We start from the raw sequence: 22,296 nt of genomic DNA, 5'->3' as shown, positions 1-22,296 counted from the left end.
CCGGCTCGGGCCCCTCGGCTAGAGCTTCTCCAGTGGCGCGTGCCGCAGCACCAGCCACATCACCTGGTCGCCGAAGTCGATCTGGGCCCGGGCGCCCGGGCCGTGCCCCTCGACCGTGACCACCCGGCCCAGGCCGTACCGCTGGTGGTTGACCCGGTCGCCCGCCGCCACCTTGGGGGGCTGCTTCAGGTCGCTGGCCGTGGCCAGGCGGCTGGCGTCGATGCCGAGGCGGCCCGCCAACTCCCGCGCCTTCGGGGTGCCCCCGGCGAAGCCGCCACCCCGGGCCCGGTCACCGCCGCCGCGCCCGCCGACCCCGCCGCCGGTACCGGACCAGGACGTGTACGACCCGCCGGTGCGCTCCCAGCGGACCAGCTCGGTCGGCAGCTCGTCGGTGAACCGCGACGGCGGGTTGTACTGCGGCTGGCCCCAGGCCGAGCGGGTCACCGCCCGGGACAGGTAGAGGCGCTGCCGGGCGCGGGTGATCCCCACGTACGCCAGCCGCCGTTCCTCCTCCAGCTCGGTGTTGTCGCCCAGCGCCCGCATGTGCGGGAAGACCCCGTCCTCCAACCCGGTCAGGAACACCACCGGGAACTCCAGGCCCTTGGCCGTGTGCAGCGTCATCAGGGTGACGACGCCCTGATGCTCCGGGTCGTCCGTGGGCACCTGATCGGCGTCGGCGACCAGGGCCACCTGCTCCAGGAAGCCCTCCAGGGTGGCGCCGGGCGCATCCGGGTCGGTGGCCTGCGCCTCCACCCGCTCGGTGTACTCCCGGGCCACGCTGACCAGTTCCTGCAGGTTCTCCACCCGGCCCGCGTCCTGCGGGTCCAGGCTCTCCTCCAGCTCGGACAGCAGGCCGGAGCGCTGCAGCACCGCTTCGAGCACCTCCTCGGGCGGGGCCGTGCGGGACAGCTCGCGCACCTCGTCGAGCAGTGCCACGAACTCCGCGATGGAGTTCGCCGCGCGGGTGGAGATGCCCGGCGCCTCCTTGGCCTTGCGCAGGCTCTGGCCGAACGAGATCCGGTCGCGGGTGGACAGTGCCTCCACGCACGCCTCGGCCCGGTCGCCGATGCCGCGGCGCGGGGTGTTCAGGACCCGCCGGATGCTCACGGTGTCGTCGTCGTTGACCACGGCCCGCAGGTACGCCAGCGCGTCACGGACCTCCTTGCGCTCGTAGAAGCGCACCCCGCCGACCACCTTGTACGGCAGCCCGACCCGGATGAACACCTCCTCGAACACCCGGGACTGGGCGTTGGTGCGGTAGAACACCGCCACGTCGCCGGGGCGCACCCGATCGTGGTCGCAGAGCCGGTCGATCTCCCGGGCCACCCAGTCGGCCTCGGCGTGCTCGGTGTCGGCCACGTACCCGACGATCTGCTCGCCCGCGCCCTGGTCGCTCCAGAGCCGCTTGGGCTTGCGGGAGGTGTTGCGGTCGATCACCGCGTTCGCGGCGGACAGGACGGTCTGGGTGGAGCGGTAGTTCTGCTCCAGCAGGATGGTGCGGGCGTTCGGGTAGTCGCGCTCGAACTCCAGGATGTTGCGGATGGTGGCGCCGCGGAACGCGTAGATCGACTGGTCCGCGTCGCCGACCACGCACAGCTCCCCCGGCGGCAGCTCTCCCTCGGCCGGGCCGACCAGCTCCTTGACCAGCATGTACTGCGCGTGGTTGGTGTCCTGGTACTCGTCCACCAGCACGTGCCGGAACCGCCGCCGGTAGGCCTCCGCGACGTGCGGGTGCGACTGCAGCAGGTGCACGGTGGTCATGATGATGTCGTCGAAGTCCAGCGCGTGCGCCTCCTTCAGGCGGCGCTGATACAGCGTGTACGCCTCGGCGAGTGCCCGTTCGACCGGGCCCTTGGCGCGGGCCGCGAAGTCGTCCGGCTCGACCAGCTCGTTCTTCAGGTTCGACACCTGGGCGGCCAGGCCGCGGGCCGGGTAGCGCTTCGGGTCGAGGTCGAGCTCGCGGGTCACCAGCTGCATGAGGCGCCGGGAGTCGTCCGCGTCGTAGATGGAGAAGGTGCTCTTGAGCCCGGCGTGCTCGTGCTCGGCGCGCAGAATGCGCACGCAGGCGGAGTGGAACGTCGACACCCACATGAGCCGGGCGCGCGGGCCGACCAGGGCGGCCACCCGCTCCTTCATCTCACCGGCGGCCTTGTTGGTGAAGGTGATCGCGATGATCTGGCCCGGGTGCACGTCCCGCTCGGCCAGCAGGTAGGCGATCCGGTGGGTGAGCACGCGGGTCTTGCCGGACCCGGCGCCCGCCACGATCAGCAGCGGCGACCCGGCGTGGGTCACGGCGTCGCGCTGCGGGCCGTTCAGGCCGGTCAGCAGCGCTTCGGGGGAGGTCCGTGGCGCGGGCGAGCGCGGCGCGGGTGACCCCTGCGCGGCGGGCGCGGCGAACAAGGGCGGTGTGTTCTCAGGAAGGGCTAGCATCGCGGGAGCAAGTCTATGTCGCGGCACCGACAGGTTCGCCGCCGCGCGGGCCCCCCGCCGCCCGGGCCAGACGCTCGCAATCGAGTTGTCACCCGGCAGAGGTAGCGGTGACCAGCATCGATGCACGAGGCTGTGGACGATCAACTGGACCGCACCCCCTACCGGGAGACCGATAACATGAACCACCCTCGCCTTCGCGGCAGGGCTGCGCTTCGCCACCTCGCGGCGTCCGCCCTCGCTCTGGCAGTCGCGGCCACCCTGCCCCTGACCCAGAGCAGCGCCGCCGCCGCGGCCCCGAACCCGCGCCCTGACGTACTGGCCGCGCCGCTGCCCGGGCTCGCCCCCGCCGGCGTCTCGGCCGGGCTGCCCCTGGGCGCCACCGTCAAGGGCCAGTTCCTCAGCTACAACGACTTCCACGGCGCCATCGACCCGCCCGGCGGCAGCGGCGCGGCCGTCAACGGCGTCCCCGCCGGCGGCGTCGAGTACCTCGCCACCTGGCTGAAGAAGCTGCGCGCCGAGGCCGCCGACGAGGGTCGCAAGACCATGACGGTCGGCGCCGGTGACCTGGTCGGCGGCACCCCGCTGGTCAGCGCCGCGTTCCACGACGAGCCGACGATCGAGCTGATGAACGAGATCGGGCTGCAGATCAGCTCGGTCGGCAACCACGAGTTCGACGAGGGCGTCGCCGAGCTGCTGCGGTTGCAGCGCGGCGGGTGCCACCCGGTCGACGGTTGCCAGGACGGCGACGGCTTCGGCGGTGCGGACTTCACGTACCTGGCCGCCAACACGATCAACAAGAAGACCGGCCTGCCGATCCTGCCGCCGATCGACATCCGGTTCGTCGGCGGCGTGCCGGTCGGCTTCGTCGGCCTGACCCTGGAGGGCACGGCCGGCATCGTCAACCCGGCCGGCATCAAGAACGTACGCTTCGCCGACGAGGTCGAGACCGCCAACAAGTGGGGCAGCCTGCTGAAGCTGTTCGGCGTCAAGGCGCAGGTGCTGCTCGTGCACGAGGGCGGCCAGCAGAACCCGCCCACCGGCGCCACCCCCGGGGTGTCGGACTGCGCCAACTTCTCCGGGCCGCTCCTGCCGATCGTGGCCGGGCTCAACCCCGAGTTCAGCCTGGTCGTCTCCGGCCACACCCACCGGTTCTACTCGTGCACGCTGCCGAACCGCGCCGGGACCTCCGTGGTCACCAGCGCCGGCAGCAACGGCCAGCTGATCACGGACATCGACTACACCCTGGACCGGCGCACCGGCCGGTTCGCCGAGGTCAGCGCCCACAACGTCGTCGTCGAGAACGGCGTGCCCGACGGCAACGGCGGCTGGCTCAAGGACGCCAAGGGCGTCTTCCTGAAGAACCCCGACACGGTGGACCCGGCGGCGAAGAAGGTCGCGGACAAGTACCGGACGGCGGTGGCCCCGATCGCCAACCGCGTCGTCGGCGCGATCACCGCCGACATCGTCCGCACCCCCACCCCGGCCGGGGAGAGCCCGCTCGGCGACGTCATCGCGGACGGCCAGCTCGCGTACACCCGCAGCCAGGGTGCACAACTCGCGCTGATGAACCCGGGTGGCATCCGCGCCGACTTCGACGCCGAGGCCAGCTCGGGCGGCGAGCCGAACGGCCAGGTCACGTACGGCGAGGCGTTCACGGTGCAGCCGTTCAACAACCTGGTCGTCACCCAGACGCTGACCGGCGCGCAGCTCAAGAACGTGCTGGAACAGCAGTTCGTCGGCTTCGGCGGGCAGACCACCCAGAAGATCCTCCAGGTGTCCAAGGGGTTCACGTACACGTGGAGCGCCTCGGCGGCGCCGGGCAGCAAGGTCCGGGACCTCAAGCTCGACGGCGTGGCGATCGACCCGGCGGCCACCTACCGGGTCACGTCCAACGACTTCCTGGCCAACGGCGGTGACGGGTTCACCAACCTCACGGCGGGCACGGACCGCGCCACCGCCCCCGGCTTCGACGTCGACGCGCTGATCGCGTACCTCGGTGCCGGCGCGCCGGTCGCACCCGGCCCGGTCGACCGGATCACGACCACGCCCTGATTCCCACCCTCCGGGCCGTTTCCTTGCGGAGCGGCCCGGAGCCAGGGCATACTCGGCTGCGTGACCCAGCAGGCGCGATTTTTCTTCTATGGCACCGGAAGTCCGGCCGCCGTAGGACGCGTCTGAACGACAGACCTACATCGAGCCCCGGGCTTCCCAGCCCGGGGCTTGATGCTGCCCGGGCCAGGCAGACCGGGTCGCACGCACCCGAGGAGCACGACATGACCGCCGACACGCTGGACACAACGACCGGCGCCGCCGCGTCCGAGGCCGCGACCGAGATCCGTACGATCCGCGAGCGCATCGACGAGATCGACCAGGCCCTGATCGACCTGTGGCTGGAGCGGGCCCGGCTGTCCCAGGAGGTCGGCCGCACCCGGATGGCCTCCGGCGGCACCCGGCTGGTGCTCTCCCGCGAGCGGGAGATCGTCGAACGCTTCCGCGAGGCCCTCGGCGCGGACGGCACCCAGGTCGCCCTGCTGCTGCTGCGCGCCGGCCGCGGCCCGCTCTGACCGCGCCGCCGCCCGCAGGCGGCGCGGGGTCAGCGGGGCAGCAGCGGGCGCGGGTCGGCGAAGTGGCAGGCGCTCGGATGCGCCGAGCGCTCCCGGATCTGCAGCAGCGGCTCGTGCTCGGCGCACCCCGGCTGCGCCTTCCAGCAGCGGGTGCGGAACCGGCACCCCGACGGCGGGTTCGCCGGCGACGGCACGTCGCCCTCCAGCACGATGTGCGCGCGGCGGCCGCGCAGCCTCGGGTCCGGCACGGGCACGGCCGACAGCAGAGCCTGCGTGTACGGGTGGGTCGCCCGCTCGTAGATCTCCGCGTCCCGGCCCTCCTCCACGATCTTGCCCAGGTACATGACCGCGACCCGGTCGCTGATGTGCCGCACCACGGACAGGTCGTGCGCGATGAAGATGTACGAGAGCCCGAACTCGTTCTGCAGGCCCTCCAGCAGGTTGATGACCTGGGCCTGGATCGACACGTCCAGCGCCGACACCGGCTCGTCGCAGACGATGATCTCCGGCCGCAGGGCCAGCGCCCGGGCGATGCCGATGCGCTGGCGCTGGCCGCCGGAGAACTGGTGCGGGTAACGGTTCACGTGGTCCGGGTTCAGCCCGACCGTGTCGAGCAGCTCCTGCACCCGGCGGGTACGGCTGCCCTTCGGCGCCACGTCGGGGTGGATCTCGAACGGCTCCCCCACGATGTCGCCGACGGTCATCCGCGGGTTCAGCGAGGTGTACGGGTCCTGCATCACCATCTGGATGTTGCGCCGGGCCCGCCGCAGCGCGGCCCCGGAGAGCCGCACCATGTCCTGCCCGCGCACCATCACCGAACCGGCGGTCGGCTTCTCCAGCCCGACGAGCAGCTTGGCGAGGGTGGACTTGCCGCAGCCGGACTCGCCGACCACCCCGAGGGTCTCGCCCCGGTGCAGCCGCAGGTCGACCCCGTCGACCGCGCGGACCGCGCCGATCGCGGAGCGGAACACGATGCCCCGGGTGATCGGGAAGTGCTTCACCAGGCCGCGGGTCTCCAGCACGACATCGCTCATCGAGCCACGACCTCTCCCCAGAAGTGGCACCGGACGTGGCGCCGCGGTGCGATCGTGTGCGCGGGCGGCGCCTCGTAGCGGCAGATGTCGCGGGCGTACCCGCAGCGCGGATTGAACGCGCAGCCGGGCGGGATGTCGGTCAGCGTCGGCGGCAGCCCCTGGATGACGTTGAGCTGGCGCCCCTTCATGTCCAGGCGCGGGATCGATTCGAGCAGGGCCTTCGTGTACGGGTGCCCCGGCCGGTCGTAGATGTCGAAGACGGGCGCCTCCTCGACGACCTTCCCCGCGTACATGACCGAGATCCGATCCGCGACGTCCGCGACCACGCCCATGTCGTGGGTGATGAGCAGCAGCCCCATGTTGCGTTCGCGCTGCAGCTCGGCCAGCAGGCCCATGATCTGCGCCTGCACGGTGACGTCGAGGGCGGTGGTGGGCTCGTCCGCGATGAGCACGTCCGGGTCCAGGGCCAGCGCCATCGCGATCATGACGCGTTGCCGCATACCGCCGGAGAACTGGTGCGGGTAGTCGTTGATCCGGGTGGCGGCGGCCGGGATGCGGACCCGGTCCAGCAGCTCGACCGCGCGTCGCTTGGCGTCGGCGCGGGACATGCCCCGGTGCACCCGGAACAGCTCGGCCAGCTGGAACCCGACCGAGTACACCGGGTTCAGCGCGGACAGCGCGTCCTGGAAGATCATCGCGATCCGGTTGGCGCGTACGGTGCCGCGCTGGATCTCCGGCAGGCGCAGCAGGTCGACGCCGCGGTAGCGGATCTCGCCGCGGGTGATGAACCCGGGCGGGGTGTCCAGGATCCCCATGATCGCCTGGGCGGTCACGGACTTGCCGCAGCCCGACTCGCCGAGCAGCGCCAGGGTCTCGCCCGGGGCCAGCCGCAGCCCGGCGCCGTTCACGGCGCGGGCCACGCCGTCGCGGGTGCGGAACTCCACGTGCAGGTCGTTGACCTCCAGCAGCGGGGCACGCGGGTCGGTACCGGGGAGGGCGTCGAGGTCCGCCATGATGTCCGTCATTTCACCGCAGCTTCGGGTCGAAGGCGTCGCGGATGGCGTCGCCCAGCATGATGAAGGCCAGTACGGTCAGGGCCAGGAACAGCGACGGCCAGATCAGCGGCCCGGCCGCGGTGCGCACGTTCGGACCGGCTTCGTTGATCGCGATGCCCCAGCTGATCGCGTCGCCCTTGAGGCCGATGCCGAGGTACGACAGCGTGGCCTCGCTGGCGATGTTGACGCCCAGCAGGATCGTCAGCACGACGATGAACGGCGCGATCGAGTTCGGCAGGATGTGGCGCAGCATCAGCCGGGCGGGGCCCGCGCCGAGCATCCGGGCGGCGGCGACGTAGTCCTGGTTTCGGGCCGAGATCACCGAGGAGCGCATGATCCGGGCGGCCGTCGTCCAGCCCAGGATGCCCAGGGTCAGCGTGACGGCGAGGATGCCGGTGCTGTGCGTACCGGAGGACAGCCGCTTGGCCAGCACGATCGCGGCCAGCAGGAACGGGATGCCGAGCACGATGTCGATGAACCGGGACAGCACCGCGTCGACCCAGCGGCCGAAATAGCCCGCGCTGAGCCCGAAGATCAGCGCGATCAGGCCCGCGATGAGGGTGGCCAGTACGCCGATCATGATCGAGGTGCGGGCGCCGTAGACCGTGCGGGCGTACACGTTGCAGCCCTGGAAGTCGTAGCCGAACGGGGCTCCGGCGCTGGCACCCTGGTACTGCTGGCTGAGGGTGCACGCGCGCGGGTCCGCCGAGGTGAACAGCGACGGGAACGCCGCCATGATCAGGACGAGGACGACGAGCACCGCGGCGACCCAGAAGATCTTGTTGCGGCGCAGATCGTGCCAGGCGTCCGCGGCCAGGCTGCGGGAGCGGTCCGCCGCATGGCGGCGGACGCCCGTGGCGGGCGCCTCGGTGGTGGTGACTGCTTCGAGATCACTCATACCGGATCCTCGGGTCCAGGGCCGCGTACAGCAGGTCGACGATCAGGTTCACGACCAGGAAGACGATCACCAGAACGCTGACGAAGCCGACCACCAGCGGGCCGTCCTCCGTACGGATGCCACGCAGCAGGTTGAAACCGACGCCGGGGATGTTGAACACGCCCTCGGTGACGATGGCGCCCGACATCAGCGCGCCGATGTCCACCCCGATCAGGGTGATCACCGGGATGAGCGAGTTGCGCAGCACGTGCACGCCGATGACCCGCCGCCGCGCCAGGCCCTTGGCCCGTGCGGTACGCACGTAGTCGGCGCGCAGGTTCTCCGCCACCGAGGCCCGGGTCACCCGCAACTGGGTGGCCACCACGAGGCTGCCCAGCACGAACGCGGGCAGCAGCAGTGCATAGACGCTGGGGTTGCGCCCGGCCGTGGGCGGGAACCAGCCGAGCTGGATGCCGAAGACCAACTGGGCGAGCGGGGCCAGCACGACGATCGGCAGGGCCAGCACGATCAGCGTGAGCACCAGCGTGACGTTGTCGAAGATGCTGCCGCGCCGGATGCCGGAGACCACGCCCGCGATGAGTGCGACGGTCGCCGAGATGACGATCGCGATCAGCGCCAGCTTGATCGTCACCGGCCACGCCTGGGCCATCATCTCGCTGATCTTGCGGCCGGTGAGCGAGCGTCCGAGGTCGCCGGTGAGCAACCCCTTGACGTAGTACCAGTACTGCACCAGGAACGGGTCGTCGAGGTGATAGCGCTCGGTCAGGGCGCGCCGGACGTTCTCCGAGACGGGCCGTTCCCCGACCAGCGCCTGGATCGGGTCGTCCGCGTTGGCGAACGTCAGCGCGTACACGATGAACGTGGCGCCGAAGAACGTGAGCACCATCTGCAGCAGGCGCCGCACGAGGTAGCGGAACATGTCGGTTTCAGCCTCTTTTGGCGGGCAGGAGGCCCGCCGCGCCTCGTGAGCGCGGCGAACCTACGGGTGGAGCAAGTCGGCGGCGGCCCCGGGTGACACGGCCCGGGGCGCCACCAGCGGCGTCAGAAGGTCGCCACCTCGATCTTGTAGATGTCGACCCGCTGGAACAGGTCCACGGTCACGTTGTCGACCTTCTCGGAGAAGCCGAACACGTTCTGCCCGAACCGCAGCGGGAGAACCGGCATGTCCTGGACCAGGATGTCCTCGGCCTGCTGCCACTTCTTGATCGCCTCGGCGTTCGTCTTGGCCGCCGAACCCTCCGCGACGAGACTGTCGAACGCCGGGTTGCTGTAGCCGTAGTAGTTCGACGAGCCGTTCGTGCTGTACAGCGGGCCCAGGTAGTTCTCCATCAGCGGGTAGTCCATGATCCAGCCGAGCCGGATCAGGCCCACGGGCTGCTTCTTCTCCACCTTGGTGAGCATGTCCGCGAACTTCGGCTCGGCGCTGCCGGTGCAGTTCACCCCGAGCGAGGACTTGATCTGGTTGCACATCGCGTCGACCCACGCCTTGTGCCCGCCGTCGGCGTTGTACGTGATCTCGATCGACGACGGGCCACCGGCCGCGACGTACTGCTGCTTGGCCTTGACCGGGTTGTACTCGCAGTTCGCACCGCAGGAGTCCGGCCGGAAGCCGGCGACCACGGGCGACACGAACGAGGTGGCCGGGCTCTGCGAACCCTGGAAGATCTGGTCCGTCATCTCCTGGCGGTTGATCGCCATCGACAGCGCACGCCGCACCTCGGGCTTGGCGAACTCCTTCTGGAAGGTCGGGAAGCCCACGAACGCGAACGCCGAGTTCGGGCTCTTCTGGAAGCGGTCACCGAGGTCGCTGGAGGCCTTGCCCAGGCTCTCGATCGGGATCTGGGTCTGCACATCGAGGTTGCCGGTCACCAGGTCCGCGTACTCGGCCTGGGTGTCCTGGTAGATCTTCCAGGTGATCGCGTCGACCTTCGGCACCGCGCCCTTGAAGTCCGCGACCTTCTCGACCTGGATCTGCGAGTCGTGCTCCCACTTGCCCTTGAGCTTGAACGGGCCGTTGCCGATGATCGCTTCCTCGAAGCCTTCCTTGATCACGCCCGGCGCGGAGAACGCGGCCTTGGGCAGCGGGTAGAAGGCGGTGTAGCCGATGACGGACTTCCAGCCCGCGAACGGCGCCGACAGCGTGATGGTGAAGGTGCGGGCGTCGACCTTCTTCAGCCCGCGCAGGGTCTTGGACTTGGGCGCGGGGGCCTTCTCCGGGCCGTCGCCGTCCGGGTCCTTCGACTGCAGGTCGGCGTACCCGTCGATGCGCTCGAAGAAGTACGAGGCGCCCTGGCCGTTCGGGCCGTATGCACCGTAATTCCACGCGTCGATGTAGTTGTCCGCGATGACCGGTTCGCCGTTGCTGAAGGTGAAGCCGTCCTTGAGCTTGACGGTCCAGACCTTGTTGTCCGGGGAGGTGATGCTGTCGGCCGCGACCTCCACCGGCTCGTTCTTCGCGTCGAACTTCACCAGCGGATAGAACAGCGAGGTCAGGACCTGCGAGCCGTTCGTCTCGGTGGTGTTCGAGGGGATCAGGTGCTGTGGCTCCGCGATGCCGATGACGACGCTGTTGGGCAACGTCTCGGTGTCCTCTGTCCCGTCACTGCTGCAGCCGGCGGCCACCAGGACGACGGCGGCGCCACTGGCCGCCATCTTCCACAGGCTTCTAGCAGGCATGGGCGGTGCCTCCTTCTCCGAAAACGCGCGCGTGGGGGCTGAATCAGCAGGTGAGTGTGGCACAGGCCGCCGTCACCAGCGCAGACCGTTACCAAGCCGATACTGCGGTGGCAGGAGACATTACCGACTTTCGGTCGGCAGCGGCAGGGTCAGATCTTCGCCCCGGTACGGCAGCTCAGACGAGCCGCCGGTCGGCCGCCCAGCGCGACAGCTCGTAGCGGTTCGACATCTGCAGCTTGCGCAGCACGTTCGAGACGTGGGTCTCCACCGTCTTGATGGAGATGTACAGCTCCTTGGCGATCTCCTTGTACGCGTACCCCCGGGCCAGCAGGCGCAGCACCTCGCGCTCCCGGTTGGTGAGCTGATCCAGCTCCGGGTCCGCGATCGGGACGTCCGGCCGCGACGCGAACGCGTCCAGCACGAAACCGGCCAGCCGGGGGCTGAACACCGCGTCCCCGTCGGCCACCCGGCGGATCGCCGCGGCCAGCTCGTCCGGCGAGATCGTCTTCGTGACGTACCCGCGAGCACCGGCCCGGATCAGGCCGATCACGTCCTCGGCCGCGTCCGAGACGCTCAGCGCCAGGAAACGCACCTGCGGATGGGACTTGCGCATCGCGTCCAGCACCGCCCGCCCACCGCCCTCGGGCATGTGCACGTCCAGCAGCACCACGTCCGGCAGGGTCGCCGCGATCCGCGACACCGCCTCGCCGACCGTGCTGGCCTCGCCGACCACGTCGACGTGCGCGCCCAGCTCCGCGCGCACCCCGGCGCGGAACATCGCGTGGTCGTCCACCAGGAACACCGTCAGCCGCCGCGGTAGGGCCTCGTGCGCCGATTCCGTCATTTCGCTGCCTCCTTCGACACGGTCACGCCCTCCTTGGCGGGCAGAGTGAGGCGGACCTCCGTACCGTCTCCCGGGGCGCTGCGGATCTCCGCGCGCCCGCCGTGCCGTTTCATCCGCCCGATGATCGAACCGCGTACCCCGTGCCGGCTCTCCTCGACCCCGTCCAGGTCGAAACCCGCACCGCGGTCGCGCACGAACACGCTCAGCTCGTCCGCCTCGACCTCGGCGTACAGCGACACGGTCTGCACCCCCGCGTGGCGGGCCGCGTTGACCATCGCCTCTCGGGACGCGGCCACGAGCGCGGCGACTCGCTCGTCGCAATCCGTGTCGCCCACCACGACCGTCTCGACGGTGATCGCGTACGTGTCCTCCACCTCGGCGGCGGCCTGCTCCAGCGCCGCACCGAACTTCTCCGTCGGCGACGCGGTGGGCTTGTACAGCCAGCTGCGCAGGCTGCGCTCCTGCCCCCGGGCCAGCCGCTGGACCTCCTTGATGTCCGTGGAGTTGCGCTGGATCAGGGCCAGGGTGTGCAACACCTGGTCGTGGATCATCGCGGCCAGTTCGGCGCGCTCCTGCTCGCGGATCCGGCCCTCGCGCTCCGAGCGCAGCTGCCCGAACGTACGCCACACCAGCGGCGCCACCACCACACCCACCCCGACCAGGCCGACCAGGGCGAACAGCACGCCGTTGATGACCGAGCTGAAGGTGCTGCCGGTCGGCGCGTACACGGCGACGACGCCGATGATGCCGACCGCGACGAGCACGCCGCCGCCGATGAAGCGGAACAGGAAGGAACGCCGCTCGCTCTCGGCCACCACCGCGGACATCCACGGCAGGCGGGCGGCGTTGTCCGCCCAGTGCCCGCGCCGGGCCGGATCCGACTGGTGCCAGATCACCCCGGCGCCCACCGCGATCACCGCGACCAGCCAGCCCGCCGTCCCGTCAACGCGGTCCTTGAAGACGAGGCTCTCCAGCAGCACCACCCCGGCCCCGATGGCGGCGAAGGGCAGCAGCGCCGCCCAGTCCCGGCGGGCGCGCGGCTCACCGGTGGGGTGTTCCAGCGGCAGCACCGCCCAGAACGCGGCGTACAGCATCAGGCCCAGGCCGTTGAAGCCGAGCAGGACCACGAAGCCGACGCGCACCGCGAGCACGGGCAGGCCGAGGTGGCGCGCCAGCCCGGACGCGACCCCCGACACGATGCGGTGGTCGCGCGGCCGGTACAGGCGGCGCGGCGGCGGGTGCGGAGCGGCGGTGATCGGGTCCTCCCTCGGTTCGACTCCGATCGTCACACGTACGGAGCGCCCACGGCCACGGGGTACACCCCCACCTCTGCGGCCGTCGTATCTCAGGGTGGCCTCAGGGTTGGCTCCGGAGGCGCCTGGGGCCGGGCCACAATCAGTATCGAGCTATGACCGACGAAGCTGCCGGATCCCGACCGGCCCCGACCGGAACCGGTCCGTCGCAGGACGCACCGGCACCTTCCGCCGCGCCCAGCGCGCCGCCACCGGCCGATCCGTTCTCCCCGCCACCGGCAGACCCACCACCGGCAGACCCGCCCCCCGCAGACCCGCCACCGGCGGGTTCGCCGCCGCCGGCCGCGCCGCCACCATGGTTCGGCGCCGCCGACGGCCCCACGTTCTCCCGCGAGCGGCTGGTCCGGCCGCCCACCGGCCGGTACATCGCCGGAGTCTGCGCCGCCATCGGCCGGGCCACCAACACCGACCCGGTGCTGTGGCGGGTGCTGCTGGTCGTGCTGGGCTTCTTCGGCGGCGTCGGCGTACTGCTGTACCTCATCGGCTGGCTCGTCATCCCGGCCGAGGGCGACACCGGCTCGCCGATCGAGTCGCTGCTGGGGCGCGGACGGTCCCGGATGGCACCGCTGACCGTCGTGCTGCTCGGCGCGGCCACGGCGGTGACCTTCGCGTTCATCGTCCAGGACGGCTTCCGGGCCACCCTGCTCGGCGCCGCCGTGCTGCTCGGTGCGGCCCTGCTGATCAGGCGCAACTCGGGCGGCTCCACGCCCACGGCGGCCGGGGCCGACCCGGGCGCGGCGTTCGCCTCGGCCACCGCACCCGGCACCCCGGCCGCCCCCATGGCCAGCCCGCCCGGCAGCGACGCGCCGCCCACCTCCCCCGGCCACCAGGTCTCCGCCGCCGCGCCAATGCCGCCGCACGCGGGCGGGCCGGTGCCGCCGCATGCCGCCGGGCCAGTGCCGCCTCAGTCGGCCGGGCCGGTGCCGCCGCACGCGGCCGCGACGCTGCCCGATCCGCCCGGCTACCTGCCGCCCACCCGGCCCGCGCCGATGCCGCCCACCCCGCCGGGTTACCTGCCCCCGCTCAACCCGCCGGGCGGCTACCGCGAGCCGCTGGCGCCGCCGCCGGGTGGATACCGGCCGCCGTTCGCGCCGCACGGCCCCTGGGCGGGTGGCGCGGGCCAGCCACCGTACGAGGCGGCGCCGCAGCCCAGGCCGGCGAAGCCGCCCAAGCCACCGCGCGAGCGTTCCAAGCTCGGCCGGATCACCTTCTTCGCGGTGGTCATGGTGATGGGGGTGCTGGCCCTCGCCGACCTCTCCGGCGCGAGCGTGCCCGTACCGGGCTACTTCGCGGCGGCGCTGGCCACGATCGGGCTGGGTCTGCTCATCGGTACGTGGTTCGGCCGCGCCCGCGGCCTGATCGCGCTGGCCCTGATCACCACGGTCGGCCTGCTGATCTCCTCCGGCGCGCAGCAGGTGGGCGGCCACATCGGCAGCACCGTGTACCGCCCGGCCAACCTGGCCGCGCTGGCGGACCGGTACGACTTCACGGTCGGCGACGCCACCCTGGACCTGCGCGGGGTCGACTTCGCGGGCCAGACCCAGGAGACGACCGTCGAGATGAAGCTCGGCCAACTGCGGGTGCTGCTGCCCGAGAAGGTCGACACCACCGCGTCCGTGCACCTCGACACCGGCCGGGCGCTCGTGTTCGGCCGCGAATGGGACGGCGACAACCTCCCCGAGCAGCAGGTCGTCGACCTGGGCAAGGACGGCGCCGGCGGCGGCACGCTCAAGCTGAACATCAGGATGAACGCGGGCAACGTGGAGGTCACCCGATGAGGCCGCATCGCATGGACGGTGTCTCGCTGAGCTTCGGCCTGATCTTCGTCGGGATCGCCGCCTGGTGGGCGGTCTCGCAGGTCGTCACGGTACGGCTGCCGGGGCTGGGCTGGATGGCCGCGATGGTGCTGATCGCCTTCGGGGTGTTCGGGCTGCTGGGCGCTATCCGGTCGGGCCGGCGCACCGACGAGGTGGCGGCGCCCGTGGCCGCCGAGGCCGCGGTGGAGACGCCGGGTGACCTGCCGCCGCAGATGCACGCCGACATCGTCCGGGAACTGCTCGACAACCCGGCGGGCCGGATCGACCTCGAACCCGGGGCGAGCCCGGCGGACCGGATGCAGTCGGGCACGGCCCCGGCGGACCGGATGCAGTCCGGCACGACCCCGGGGGAACCGCCCCGGCGCGACGAGGGGTGACACGCGCCGCTCGCCGCCGCACCCGGGGGTGCGGTCGGCGGGCGGCGCAATATGCTCGTCGGAGTCCGCCTACCTCGCGCGAGGAGCTCGCCCACCATGACACCGTTTCCCGCCGTCGCCACGGCGCCCGTGGCCGGTGTCGGCCCCCGCGCCGCCCGCGCCCTCACCGCCGAGTTCGCCCGGCGCAGCACCGCCAGCTCGGCGCTCGTGCTCGGCGCGGACCACGCCGGTGACGTGGTCGCCGCCGCACTGGAGGCGCTGCTGCCCGGCGACACCCTGACCCTGGTCCCCAGCGACCGGACCACCCCGAGCCTGCTGCGCGACCACATCACCGGGCTCGGCAGCTGGATCGCCGACCGGGTGCGGATCGTCGACGCGCTGCCCGAGGCGGACCCGGCCGACGTGGTGATCGTCGCCGAGCCGCTCACCGGCACCGCCGAGGACGTACGCGGGCTGCTCGACGGGTTGGGCAAGTACCTCACGAACGGGGCCGTGGTCACCGTGGCGACCCCGGCCGTGCCCGGCCGTACCGCGGGCGCCGCCGCCGAGCTGTTCCGGCAGAGCGCGCTGTTCGGCGTCGGGTCGGACCTGGTGCTGCGCAACCAGCCGCCGATCCGGGTGCACCGGCTGCGCTTCACCCCGGCGGAGACCTCGGTGGCCGCGACGCTGGCGCCCGCGTACCGGCCGTCGAGCGTGCCGGTGACCCGGACGATGCACATCGACTCGAACGGCGTCGCCGCCGCGGGGATCGCCCTGGGCCTGGCGGCGCTGGCCCGCTCGGCGCGCCCGAAGTCGAAGCTGTGGCTGCTCCCGGCGCTGGCAGCGGCCCCGATCGCGGCGTTCTTCCGGGACCCGGAACGGGACGTGCCCGGCGACGCCGACGCGGTGGTGGCGGCCAGCGACGGGCGGGTGCTGTCGGTCGAGCGGCTCCGCGACGAGCGGTTCGGCGACGGCGAGTTCCTGCGCGTGGCGGTCTTCCTGTCCGTGCTCGACGTGCACGTCAACCGGGTGCCGGTGGCCGGTCGCGTCACGGACTACTTCGTCGAGGAAGGCGGGTACGCCAACGCGATGACCGCGGCGGCCGAGCACAACGTGGCGGCGTACACGGTCCTGGACACCGACCACGGCACGGTGGTGGTGGCGCAGCGTACTGGCCTGATCGCCCGTCGGATCGTGCAGCGCACGCCGGTCGGCGCGCTGGTCGCCCGCGGTGAGCGTCTCGGTCTGATCCGGTTCGGCTCCCGCACGGACGTCTACCTGCCCGCGGACCGCGCGGAGGCGAAGGTCGCGGCGGGTGACAAGGTGATCGGCGCCAGCTCGGTCATCGCCCGCTGGATCTGACCCGGCGCCGCCCCTCCGGCTAGACCCGCACGCTTACTGGCACGCGCTCGAGGCGGCGCAAGGCGACCAACGCGTCCACTGCGGTCTGCTGGTCACTGATCAGCGGCGTCACCGCCACGGCAACTCCCCGATGATCGGAACGACTGGGCTGTCGCGGACCTGGGTCAGAAAGCCGGTGTGGTGTGCCAGCTCGTCGCGGGTCATGATCGTCGGGTTGACCTCACGGCCCACCTGGTCACCGACCCTTCGGCAGGCGTCGTACACCGCGGCCGGGTTCGCCGGGTCGCCCACGACCAACACGTCGATGTCGTTGGGCGGCGGACCCGGCTCCCCGCGCATTCGCGCCGCGAAGGATCCGAACAGAAACGCCGCCTGCACACCGGTGATCGCGCCGAGCTCGACCGCCAGCAGCGGAACCGGACCAGCGGAGACGAGCAGCAGATCACGGACCGGCTGGGTCAGCGGCGAATCCGGGTTTGGCCGCACGTAGCGGGCCTGGCCTATGCGGCGCTCCCAAAGCAGTCCGACATCCAGGAGCCGGCGCACCTCGCGATGCACCGTGCCGTACGCGAGGTCGGTCCGCCGCGCGAGTTCGTGCAGGTTGAGCTCGTCAGCACCGGATAGGAACAGCTCGGCCAGCAGGCGTGCCTGGCCGTCCGACCGGAACAGGGGCGCCAGCAACGGCGGCGCGGTTCTCACAATAATGGATAGTAGTATCCATTATTGGAAAAGCAAAGGCCGCCCACGCAGGGGGCGGCCTTTGCTGTCGGACTTGTCAGGCGGCGGCGCGGCGGGTGCGCAGCCACAGCACCGGGCCGCTGAGCAGGTACGCCGTGACCAGGAAGACGAAGGTCAGCCGGGCGTCGACCAGCGCGCCGACGATCGGCAGCAGCCACAGCCACGGCGGCAGCTTCACGATCCGGGCCAGCTTCGCGTACGGGAAGCTGGAGACCATCGCGAACGCCAGCAGCGCGACCCCGGCCAGCAGCGCGATGCCGGGGATCGGCAGCCCGATGAGCACCGTCAGCGCCAGCACGGCGGCGGCCATCGTGGTGGGCACGCCGCAGAAGAACTTGCCGTCCTTGGGCGAGACGTTGAAGCGGGCCAGCCGGATCGCGGCGCAGCCGGCGACCAGCATGCAGGCCACGGCGGCGGCCGCGGTGGGCACGGTGTGCGCCAGCGACGCGTACACCACGACCGGGGCGGCCAGGCCGAACGAGCACATGTCGGCCAGTGAGTCCATCTGCGCGCCGAACGGGCTGGACACGCCCAGCTTGCGGGCGAGCGCGCCGTCGAGACCGTCGAAGGCCACGCAGGCGACCAGGCAGGCCGCCGCGAACCGGGCCTCGCCGTGCATGGCCAGGAAGATCGCCAGCAGGCCGAGGCTCAGGCTGGCCAGCGTGCACGAGTTCACCAGCGCGAAGCGGGCACGACGGGCGAAAGTGTGCTCGCCGGGCAGCAGCGACGTGCTCGGCTCCTCGGCGACCGGCGCCTGCACCGGCAGGTGCGCGGCCGGGCCGGGCACTCCGCGCCCCCCGTACGGGTAGGTGACGGTGTCGATGCCGGTGTAGAGCACCTCGGCGCGGGTGGCCGTGGCCGCCCGCCGGGTGTCGCCGGAGCGGCGCCCGACCCTGACCAGCAGGGCCTGCCGGGCGATCGTTCCGCCGTGGCGCAGCCGGCCTGCCCAACGGCGCCCGGCGGGACGGGGACTATCCGTCGTGCGACGCCGGCGCCAAGGGGTTCTCGGCACGTGCTCCTCCATCGTGGGATCGGTCTACCCGCCTGCTCAGCAGCGGCGAGTGGGGCCTGGTCCGTCTCTTCGGCTCGTTGGCGGGTTACACCATTGCACAGCCACCCGGTCTTGGCGAGAGACCGATCGACCGGTTGTGTACAACGGCGTCCGCCACCTGTTTTCCTCGCTCGGCGGACGGGCAGGCCCGGTTTCACCCTGTCCCTGGGCTTGAGTCTATCGGACCGGTTCAGCCCGTGACCTGTCGTACCGCCGACCGTGCGACCTCGGTGAGCGGGAGGTTCCGCGCCTCGGCCGGGCTGAACCACCCGGCCTCGGCGGTGGAGCCACCCGCCGCCTCTGTCACTACGGGTACTGTCGGCACATCGATCAAAACTCTGAACAGGACCCTGATGACGTGCCAGTCGACCGGCACCCCTTCGGGGCCCAGAGCGGCTGGATCGTACTTGTGGGAGATCGACAGCAGGCCGGTGATCCGGCCGCGCTGTGAGGTCTCCTCGACCAGTTCCCGGGCGAGCGCCTGCTCGGGCGTCTCCCCGTGGTCCGTGCCTCCGCCGGGCAGGTGCCAGCGGTCCGCACCGGGGTATCCGGGCGCGATCCGGGTCAGCAGGATGCGCCCGGCCGGGTCGGTCGCGACCGCGTACGCACCGAAGCGCTGCACCCGGGCGGGTGTGGCGAGCGGCCCGTCCGCGGCGACGAGAGGCGCCCCGTCCGCGGGCACCGGCAGGCCGAGCAGCCGCGCGGTCCACGGCTGCAGCGCCAGCCCGGCGAGGTCCGAGCCGGTGACCCAGGCCACCGCGTCGGTCGTCCCGTCGATCTCGTCGCGCAGCGCCCCCGCGTACGGCTCGACGTCGTAGATCACCCGGTCGGTGTGCTCGTACGCCCCGGAGCTGGGCAGCCGGACCACGTCCGCGGTGACCTCGCGCACGCGCAGCACCCGGACCGCGAGGCCGGTTTCCTCGGCGAACTCCCGGACGACCGCGTCGTCGGGGTGCTCGCCCTGATCCACGCCGCCGCCGGGCAGGGACCACAGGCCGGGGAACTCGCTGGCGTCGGAACCGCGGGCCAGCAGCACCCGGCCGTTGCCGTCGCGCACCAGCCCGTACGCCCCCACCCGCCTGATCCGCACGCCCCTACGTTAGCCGCGCGGCCTTCAGGGCCTCCGCCGTGACTTCCGTGAGCTGGTTCACGGGCAGCTCGGTGACCTGGGCCAGCGGCATCCAGCACGCCTCGGAGGTGGAGCCGCCCACGTCGCGCACGATCACCTCGGTGGGTGCCTCGACCACGACCCGGTAGAACGCCCGGACGCCGTGCCAGTCGATCGGGTACCCCTCGGGGCCCAGCGAGGCGGCGTCGCGGTGGCTGGCGACGCCGAGCAGCTCGACGAGGCGCCCGACCTGGCCGGTCTCCTCGGCCAGCTCCCGGATGAGGGCGGGGCCGGGCTGCTCGCCGTAGTCGGTGCCGCCGCCGGGCAGGTGCCAGCAGCCGGCGCCGGGGTAGCCGGGGGCGATGCGGGTCAGCAGGAGCCGGTCGTCCGGGTCGGTGGCGATCGCGTACGCCGCGAAGCGCTGCGCGCGGTGCAGCCCGTCCGGGCCGGGGTAGGCGTAGAAGGACGGGAAGTCCGGGACCTCCTCCGGGCGCAGGTCGGCGGAGGCGGCGGAGAGTCCGAGGGCGGCGGCGGTGAACGGGCGCAGCTTGAGCCGTTCGGCCTCGGCGGGGGTGTGCCAGCGGGCCAGGTCGGTGGAGCGCCCGGCCCGGTCGCAGAGGGTGCCGCCGCGGACGGACACCTCGTACACGAGGCGGTCGGTGTGGATCGTGACGCCGCGGTGCGGCAGCGAGCGCATGTCCGCGAGGACGTCGCGCAGGCCGGTGACCGCGACGGACAGGCCGGTCTCGGCCGCCGTCTCACGGACGACGGTGTGGTTCGGGTCTTCGCCGTGGTCGACGGCGCCACCGGGGAGAGACCAGACCCCGGGGGTGCCGGAGCGCGAGGAGGCCCGGACCAGAAGGACCTTGCCTTCCGGGTCGGTCGCGACGGCGTAGGCCGCGATCCTGCGGAGTGGTTCGAGCGCGGGAGTCACGGCGGGATTCTCCCCGGGTTATGTCACCTGGAATGAAGGTCTGTCGGATTCCTGACAGGGCGATAGCGCTGCGTAGCCGCAGATCAGGGCTGCTTCGCCCACAATCGGCGATCACCAGGTAACGTTCTGCAACCTCATTATGACACCGCTCCGGGGTCTTACAGCAACGCCGCCGCGCGCCGATTCGCACGACCCGGAGACGGAAGTCAGGGCCCGGATCGGGGCGGTCACCGAGGCGCGCGGGGCACCCCGGCGGCCACGCTGGATGGCATGACTGAACCGACTGTCGCCCCGTACAAGCAGCTGCGCCGACCGACCGACGACCGCGTCCTGGCGGGTGTCTGCGGTGGCCTCGGACGATACTTCGGCGTCGACCCCGTGGCGGTCCGCGTCGGCTTCGCCGTGCTGGCCATCGTGACCGGGGGCGCGGCGCTACTGGCCTACCCGGTCATGTGGCTGGTCATGCCCGAAGAGGCGCGACCCGCCGCCCCGGTCTGGCCCAACCCGGCCGACCCCGCCTGGGGTCAGCCGCCCAGCACGCCGGTGGCGTGACGGGTCACTCCCACTCGATCGTGCCCGGCGGCTTGCTGGTCACGTCCAGCACCACCCGGTTGACCTCGGGCACCTCGTTCGTGATGCGGGTCGAGATCCGGGCGATGACGTCGTACGGCAGCCGCGACCAGTCCGCGGTCATGGCGTCCTCGCTGGAGACCGGCCGCAGCACGACGGGGTGCCCGTAGGTCCGGCCGTCGCCCTGCACGCCGACGCTGCGCACGTCCGCCAGCAGCACGACCGGGAACTGCCAGACGTCGCGGTCCAGGCCGGATGCGGTCAGCTCCTCGCGGGCGATCAGGTCGGCGGCGCGTAGCACGTCGAGGCGCTCGCGGTCCACCGCGCCGATGATCCGGATGGCCAGGCCCGGTCCGGGGAACGGGTGCCGCTGCACGATCTCCTCGGGCAGGCCCAGCTCCGCGCCGAGCGCCCGCACCTCGTCCTTGAACAGCGTGCGCAGCGGCTCGACCAGCGCGAACTTCAGGTCCTCCGGGAGACCGCCCACGTTGTGGTGACTCTTGATGTTGGCCGTGCCGGTGCCGCCACCCGACTCCACCACGTCGGGGTAGAGGGTGCCCTGCACCAGGTACTCCACGTGGCGCTCGGCGTCGACCTCGCGGGCCGCCTGCTCGAAGACGCGGATGAACTCCCGGCCGATGATCTTGCGCTTCTGCTCGGGGTCCGTGACCCCGGCCAGGTGGCCCAGGAACCGGTCCGCCGCGTCGACCACCTTGAGCCGGATGCCGGTGGCGGCCACGTAGTCCTTCTCCACCTGCTCGGCCTCGCCGGCCCGCAGCAGGCCGTGGTCGACGAAGACGCAGGTGAGCTGGTCGCCGACCGCCTTGTGCACCAGCGCCGCGGCGACCGCCGAGTCGACCCCGCCGGACAGCCCGCAGATCACCTGCTTGTCGCCCACCTGGGCGCGGATCGCGGCGACCTGCTCCTCGATGATGTTCGTCGGCGTCCAGGTCGGTTCGATGCCCGCGATGTCGTACAGGAAGCGGCGCAGCACCTCCTGGCCCTGCTCCGTGTGCGCCACCTCGGGGTGGAACTGCACCCCGGCCCGGCGCGCGGCCAGATCCTCGAACGCGGCCACGGGGGCGCCCGACGACGCCGCGGTCACCGCGAAACCGGCGGGGGCGACCGTGACGCTGTCGCCGTGGCTCATCCACACCGGCAGACCCGCGGGCAGCTCACGCAGCAGGGTCCCACCCTGGGCGGCCAGCACCGTACGGCCGTACTCGCGGGCTCCGGTCTGGGCCACCGTGCCGCCGAGGGCCTGGGCCATCGCCTGGAAGCCGTAGCAGATGCCGAAGACCGGCACGTCGTTGTCGAACAGCGCCGGGTCCAGCACCGGGGCGCCCGGCTCGTACACGCTGGAGGGCCCGCCCGACAGGATGATCGCGGCCGGGTTCTTGGCCAGCATGTCGGCGACCGGCATCGAGTGCGGCACGATCTCCGAATACACCCGCGCCTCCCGGACCCGGCGGGCGATCAGCTGGGCGTACTGGGCACCGAAGTCGACGACGAGAACCGGGCGGGGTGTGCTCATGACGGCCGAGTT

The 22,296-nt window shown here is 71.9% G+C and carries 19 protein-coding genes; 6 read left to right on the top strand and 13 right to left on the bottom strand.

Annotation, left to right across the window (positions count from 1 at the left end; all coding sequences use genetic code 11):
- Window positions 1-18: 18 nt before the first annotated feature.
- Window positions 19-2,430, bottom strand: coding sequence for a DNA helicase PcrA (pcrA, locus tag EV385_RS19255; protein ID WP_130510717.1), 2,412 nt, complete (start codon window positions 2,428-2,430; stop codon window positions 19-21).
- Between the two features lie 177 nt (window positions 2,431-2,607).
- Here pcrA and EV385_RS19250 point away from each other — a divergent pair, with 177 nt between their 5' ends.
- Both EV385_RS19250 and EV385_RS19245 read left to right on the top strand, forming a co-directional pair.
- On the top strand, window positions 2,608-4,482 hold the full coding sequence (locus EV385_RS19250) for a bifunctional metallophosphatase/5'-nucleotidase (protein WP_130510716.1): 1,875 nt from the start codon (window positions 2,608-2,610) through the stop codon (window positions 4,480-4,482).
- A 221-nt stretch (window positions 4,483-4,703) separates the two neighbouring features.
- A complete protein-coding gene (locus EV385_RS19245) occupies window positions 4,704-4,994 on the top strand; it encodes a chorismate mutase (RefSeq protein WP_130510715.1) in 291 nt (96 codons plus the stop codon).
- Between the two features lie 29 nt (window positions 4,995-5,023).
- Here the strand turns inward: EV385_RS19245 and EV385_RS19240 are convergent, their stop codons facing one another.
- The 7 genes from EV385_RS19240 to EV385_RS19210 form a co-directional block, all read right to left on the bottom strand.
- Entirely contained in the window at window positions 5,024-6,028 is a 1,005-nt protein-coding gene (locus EV385_RS19240; RefSeq protein WP_130510714.1) for an ABC transporter ATP-binding protein, read from the bottom strand.
- Window positions 6,025-7,053: an ABC transporter ATP-binding protein gene (locus tag EV385_RS19235; RefSeq protein WP_130510713.1), complete on the bottom strand. Its 1,029-nt coding sequence runs from the start codon at window positions 7,051-7,053 to the stop codon at window positions 6,025-6,027. The genes EV385_RS19240 and EV385_RS19235 overlap by 4 nt, the downstream gene beginning before the upstream one ends.
- A gap of 1 nt (window position 7,054) precedes the next feature.
- Window positions 7,055-7,981: an ABC transporter permease gene (locus EV385_RS19230; RefSeq protein ID WP_130510712.1), complete on the bottom strand. Its 927-nt coding sequence runs from the start codon at window positions 7,979-7,981 to the stop codon at window positions 7,055-7,057.
- Entirely contained in the window at window positions 7,974-8,900 is a 927-nt protein-coding gene (locus EV385_RS19225) for an ABC transporter permease (RefSeq protein ID WP_130510711.1), read from the bottom strand. Before EV385_RS19225 ends, EV385_RS19230 begins: the two co-directional genes overlap by 8 nt.
- 122 nt (window positions 8,901-9,022) lie before the next feature.
- Entirely contained in the window at window positions 9,023-10,657 is a 1,635-nt protein-coding gene (locus EV385_RS19220) for a peptide ABC transporter substrate-binding protein (protein ID WP_130510710.1), read from the bottom strand.
- A gap of 175 nt (window positions 10,658-10,832) precedes the next feature.
- Window positions 10,833-11,501, bottom strand: coding sequence for a response regulator (locus EV385_RS19215; protein ID WP_130510709.1), 669 nt, complete (start codon window positions 11,499-11,501; stop codon window positions 10,833-10,835).
- Window positions 11,498-12,784: an ATP-binding protein gene (locus EV385_RS19210; RefSeq protein ID WP_130513420.1), complete on the bottom strand. Its 1,287-nt coding sequence runs from the start codon at window positions 12,782-12,784 to the stop codon at window positions 11,498-11,500. The genes EV385_RS19215 and EV385_RS19210 overlap by 4 nt, the downstream gene beginning before the upstream one ends.
- Before the next feature lie 125 nt (window positions 12,785-12,909).
- Between EV385_RS19210 and EV385_RS19205 the strand changes: the two genes are divergently transcribed.
- The 3 genes from EV385_RS19205 (at window position 12,910) to EV385_RS19195 (ending at window position 16,349) form a co-directional block, all read left to right on the top strand.
- Complete coding sequence (locus tag EV385_RS19205; RefSeq protein WP_130510708.1) at window positions 12,910-14,592, top strand: PspC domain-containing protein; 1,683 nt, start codon at window positions 12,910-12,912, stop codon at window positions 14,590-14,592.
- Complete coding sequence (locus tag EV385_RS19200; RefSeq protein WP_242624958.1) at window positions 14,589-15,008, top strand: hypothetical protein; 420 nt, start codon at window positions 14,589-14,591, stop codon at window positions 15,006-15,008. The genes EV385_RS19205 and EV385_RS19200 overlap by 4 nt, the downstream gene beginning before the upstream one ends.
- A gap of 96 nt (window positions 15,009-15,104) precedes the next feature.
- Entirely contained in the window at window positions 15,105-16,349 is a 1,245-nt protein-coding gene (locus tag EV385_RS19195; RefSeq protein WP_130510707.1) for a phosphatidylserine decarboxylase, read from the top strand.
- A 108-nt stretch (window positions 16,350-16,457) separates the two neighbouring features.
- On the opposite strand, the gene EV385_RS19190 is transcribed toward EV385_RS19195, so the two are convergent.
- From EV385_RS19190 to EV385_RS19175, 4 genes are all read right to left on the bottom strand, one after another.
- Window positions 16,458-17,048, bottom strand: coding sequence for a helix-turn-helix domain-containing protein (locus EV385_RS19190; RefSeq protein ID WP_207229870.1), 591 nt, complete (start codon window positions 17,046-17,048; stop codon window positions 16,458-16,460).
- A 76-nt stretch (window positions 17,049-17,124) separates the two neighbouring features.
- Window positions 17,125-18,024 (bottom strand): CDP-alcohol phosphatidyltransferase family protein, encoded by a 900-nt coding sequence (locus EV385_RS19185; RefSeq protein ID WP_130513418.1) that lies wholly within the window; start codon window positions 18,022-18,024, stop codon window positions 17,125-17,127.
- Between the two features lie 304 nt (window positions 18,025-18,328).
- On the bottom strand, window positions 18,329-19,228 hold the full coding sequence (locus EV385_RS19180; RefSeq protein ID WP_130510706.1) for an NUDIX hydrolase: 900 nt from the start codon (window positions 19,226-19,228) through the stop codon (window positions 18,329-18,331).
- Between the two features lie 4 nt (window positions 19,229-19,232).
- Window positions 19,233-20,180 carry an NUDIX hydrolase gene (locus tag EV385_RS19175; protein ID WP_130510705.1) on the bottom strand — a complete coding sequence of 316 codons (948 nt, stop codon included), beginning with the start codon at window positions 20,178-20,180 and terminating at the stop codon, window positions 19,233-19,235.
- A gap of 270 nt (window positions 20,181-20,450) precedes the next feature.
- Here EV385_RS19175 and EV385_RS19170 point away from each other — a divergent pair, with 270 nt between their 5' ends.
- Window positions 20,451-20,732: a PspC domain-containing protein gene (locus tag EV385_RS19170; RefSeq protein WP_165449530.1), complete on the top strand. Its 282-nt coding sequence runs from the start codon at window positions 20,451-20,453 to the stop codon at window positions 20,730-20,732.
- A gap of 4 nt (window positions 20,733-20,736) precedes the next feature.
- Here EV385_RS19170 and guaA read toward each other — a convergent pair whose 3' ends face one another.
- Window positions 20,737-22,284, bottom strand: a complete 1,548-nt coding sequence (gene guaA / locus EV385_RS19165; RefSeq protein WP_130510704.1) for a glutamine-hydrolyzing GMP synthase — start codon at window positions 22,282-22,284, stop codon at window positions 20,737-20,739.
- Between the last annotated feature and the right edge of the window lie 12 nt (window positions 22,285-22,296).

Source organism: Krasilnikovia cinnamomea, assembly GCF_004217545.1.
GTDB lineage: Bacteria > Actinomycetota > Actinomycetes > Mycobacteriales > Micromonosporaceae > Actinoplanes > Actinoplanes cinnamomeus.
This window is presented reverse-complemented; position numbering and strand designations above follow the sequence as displayed.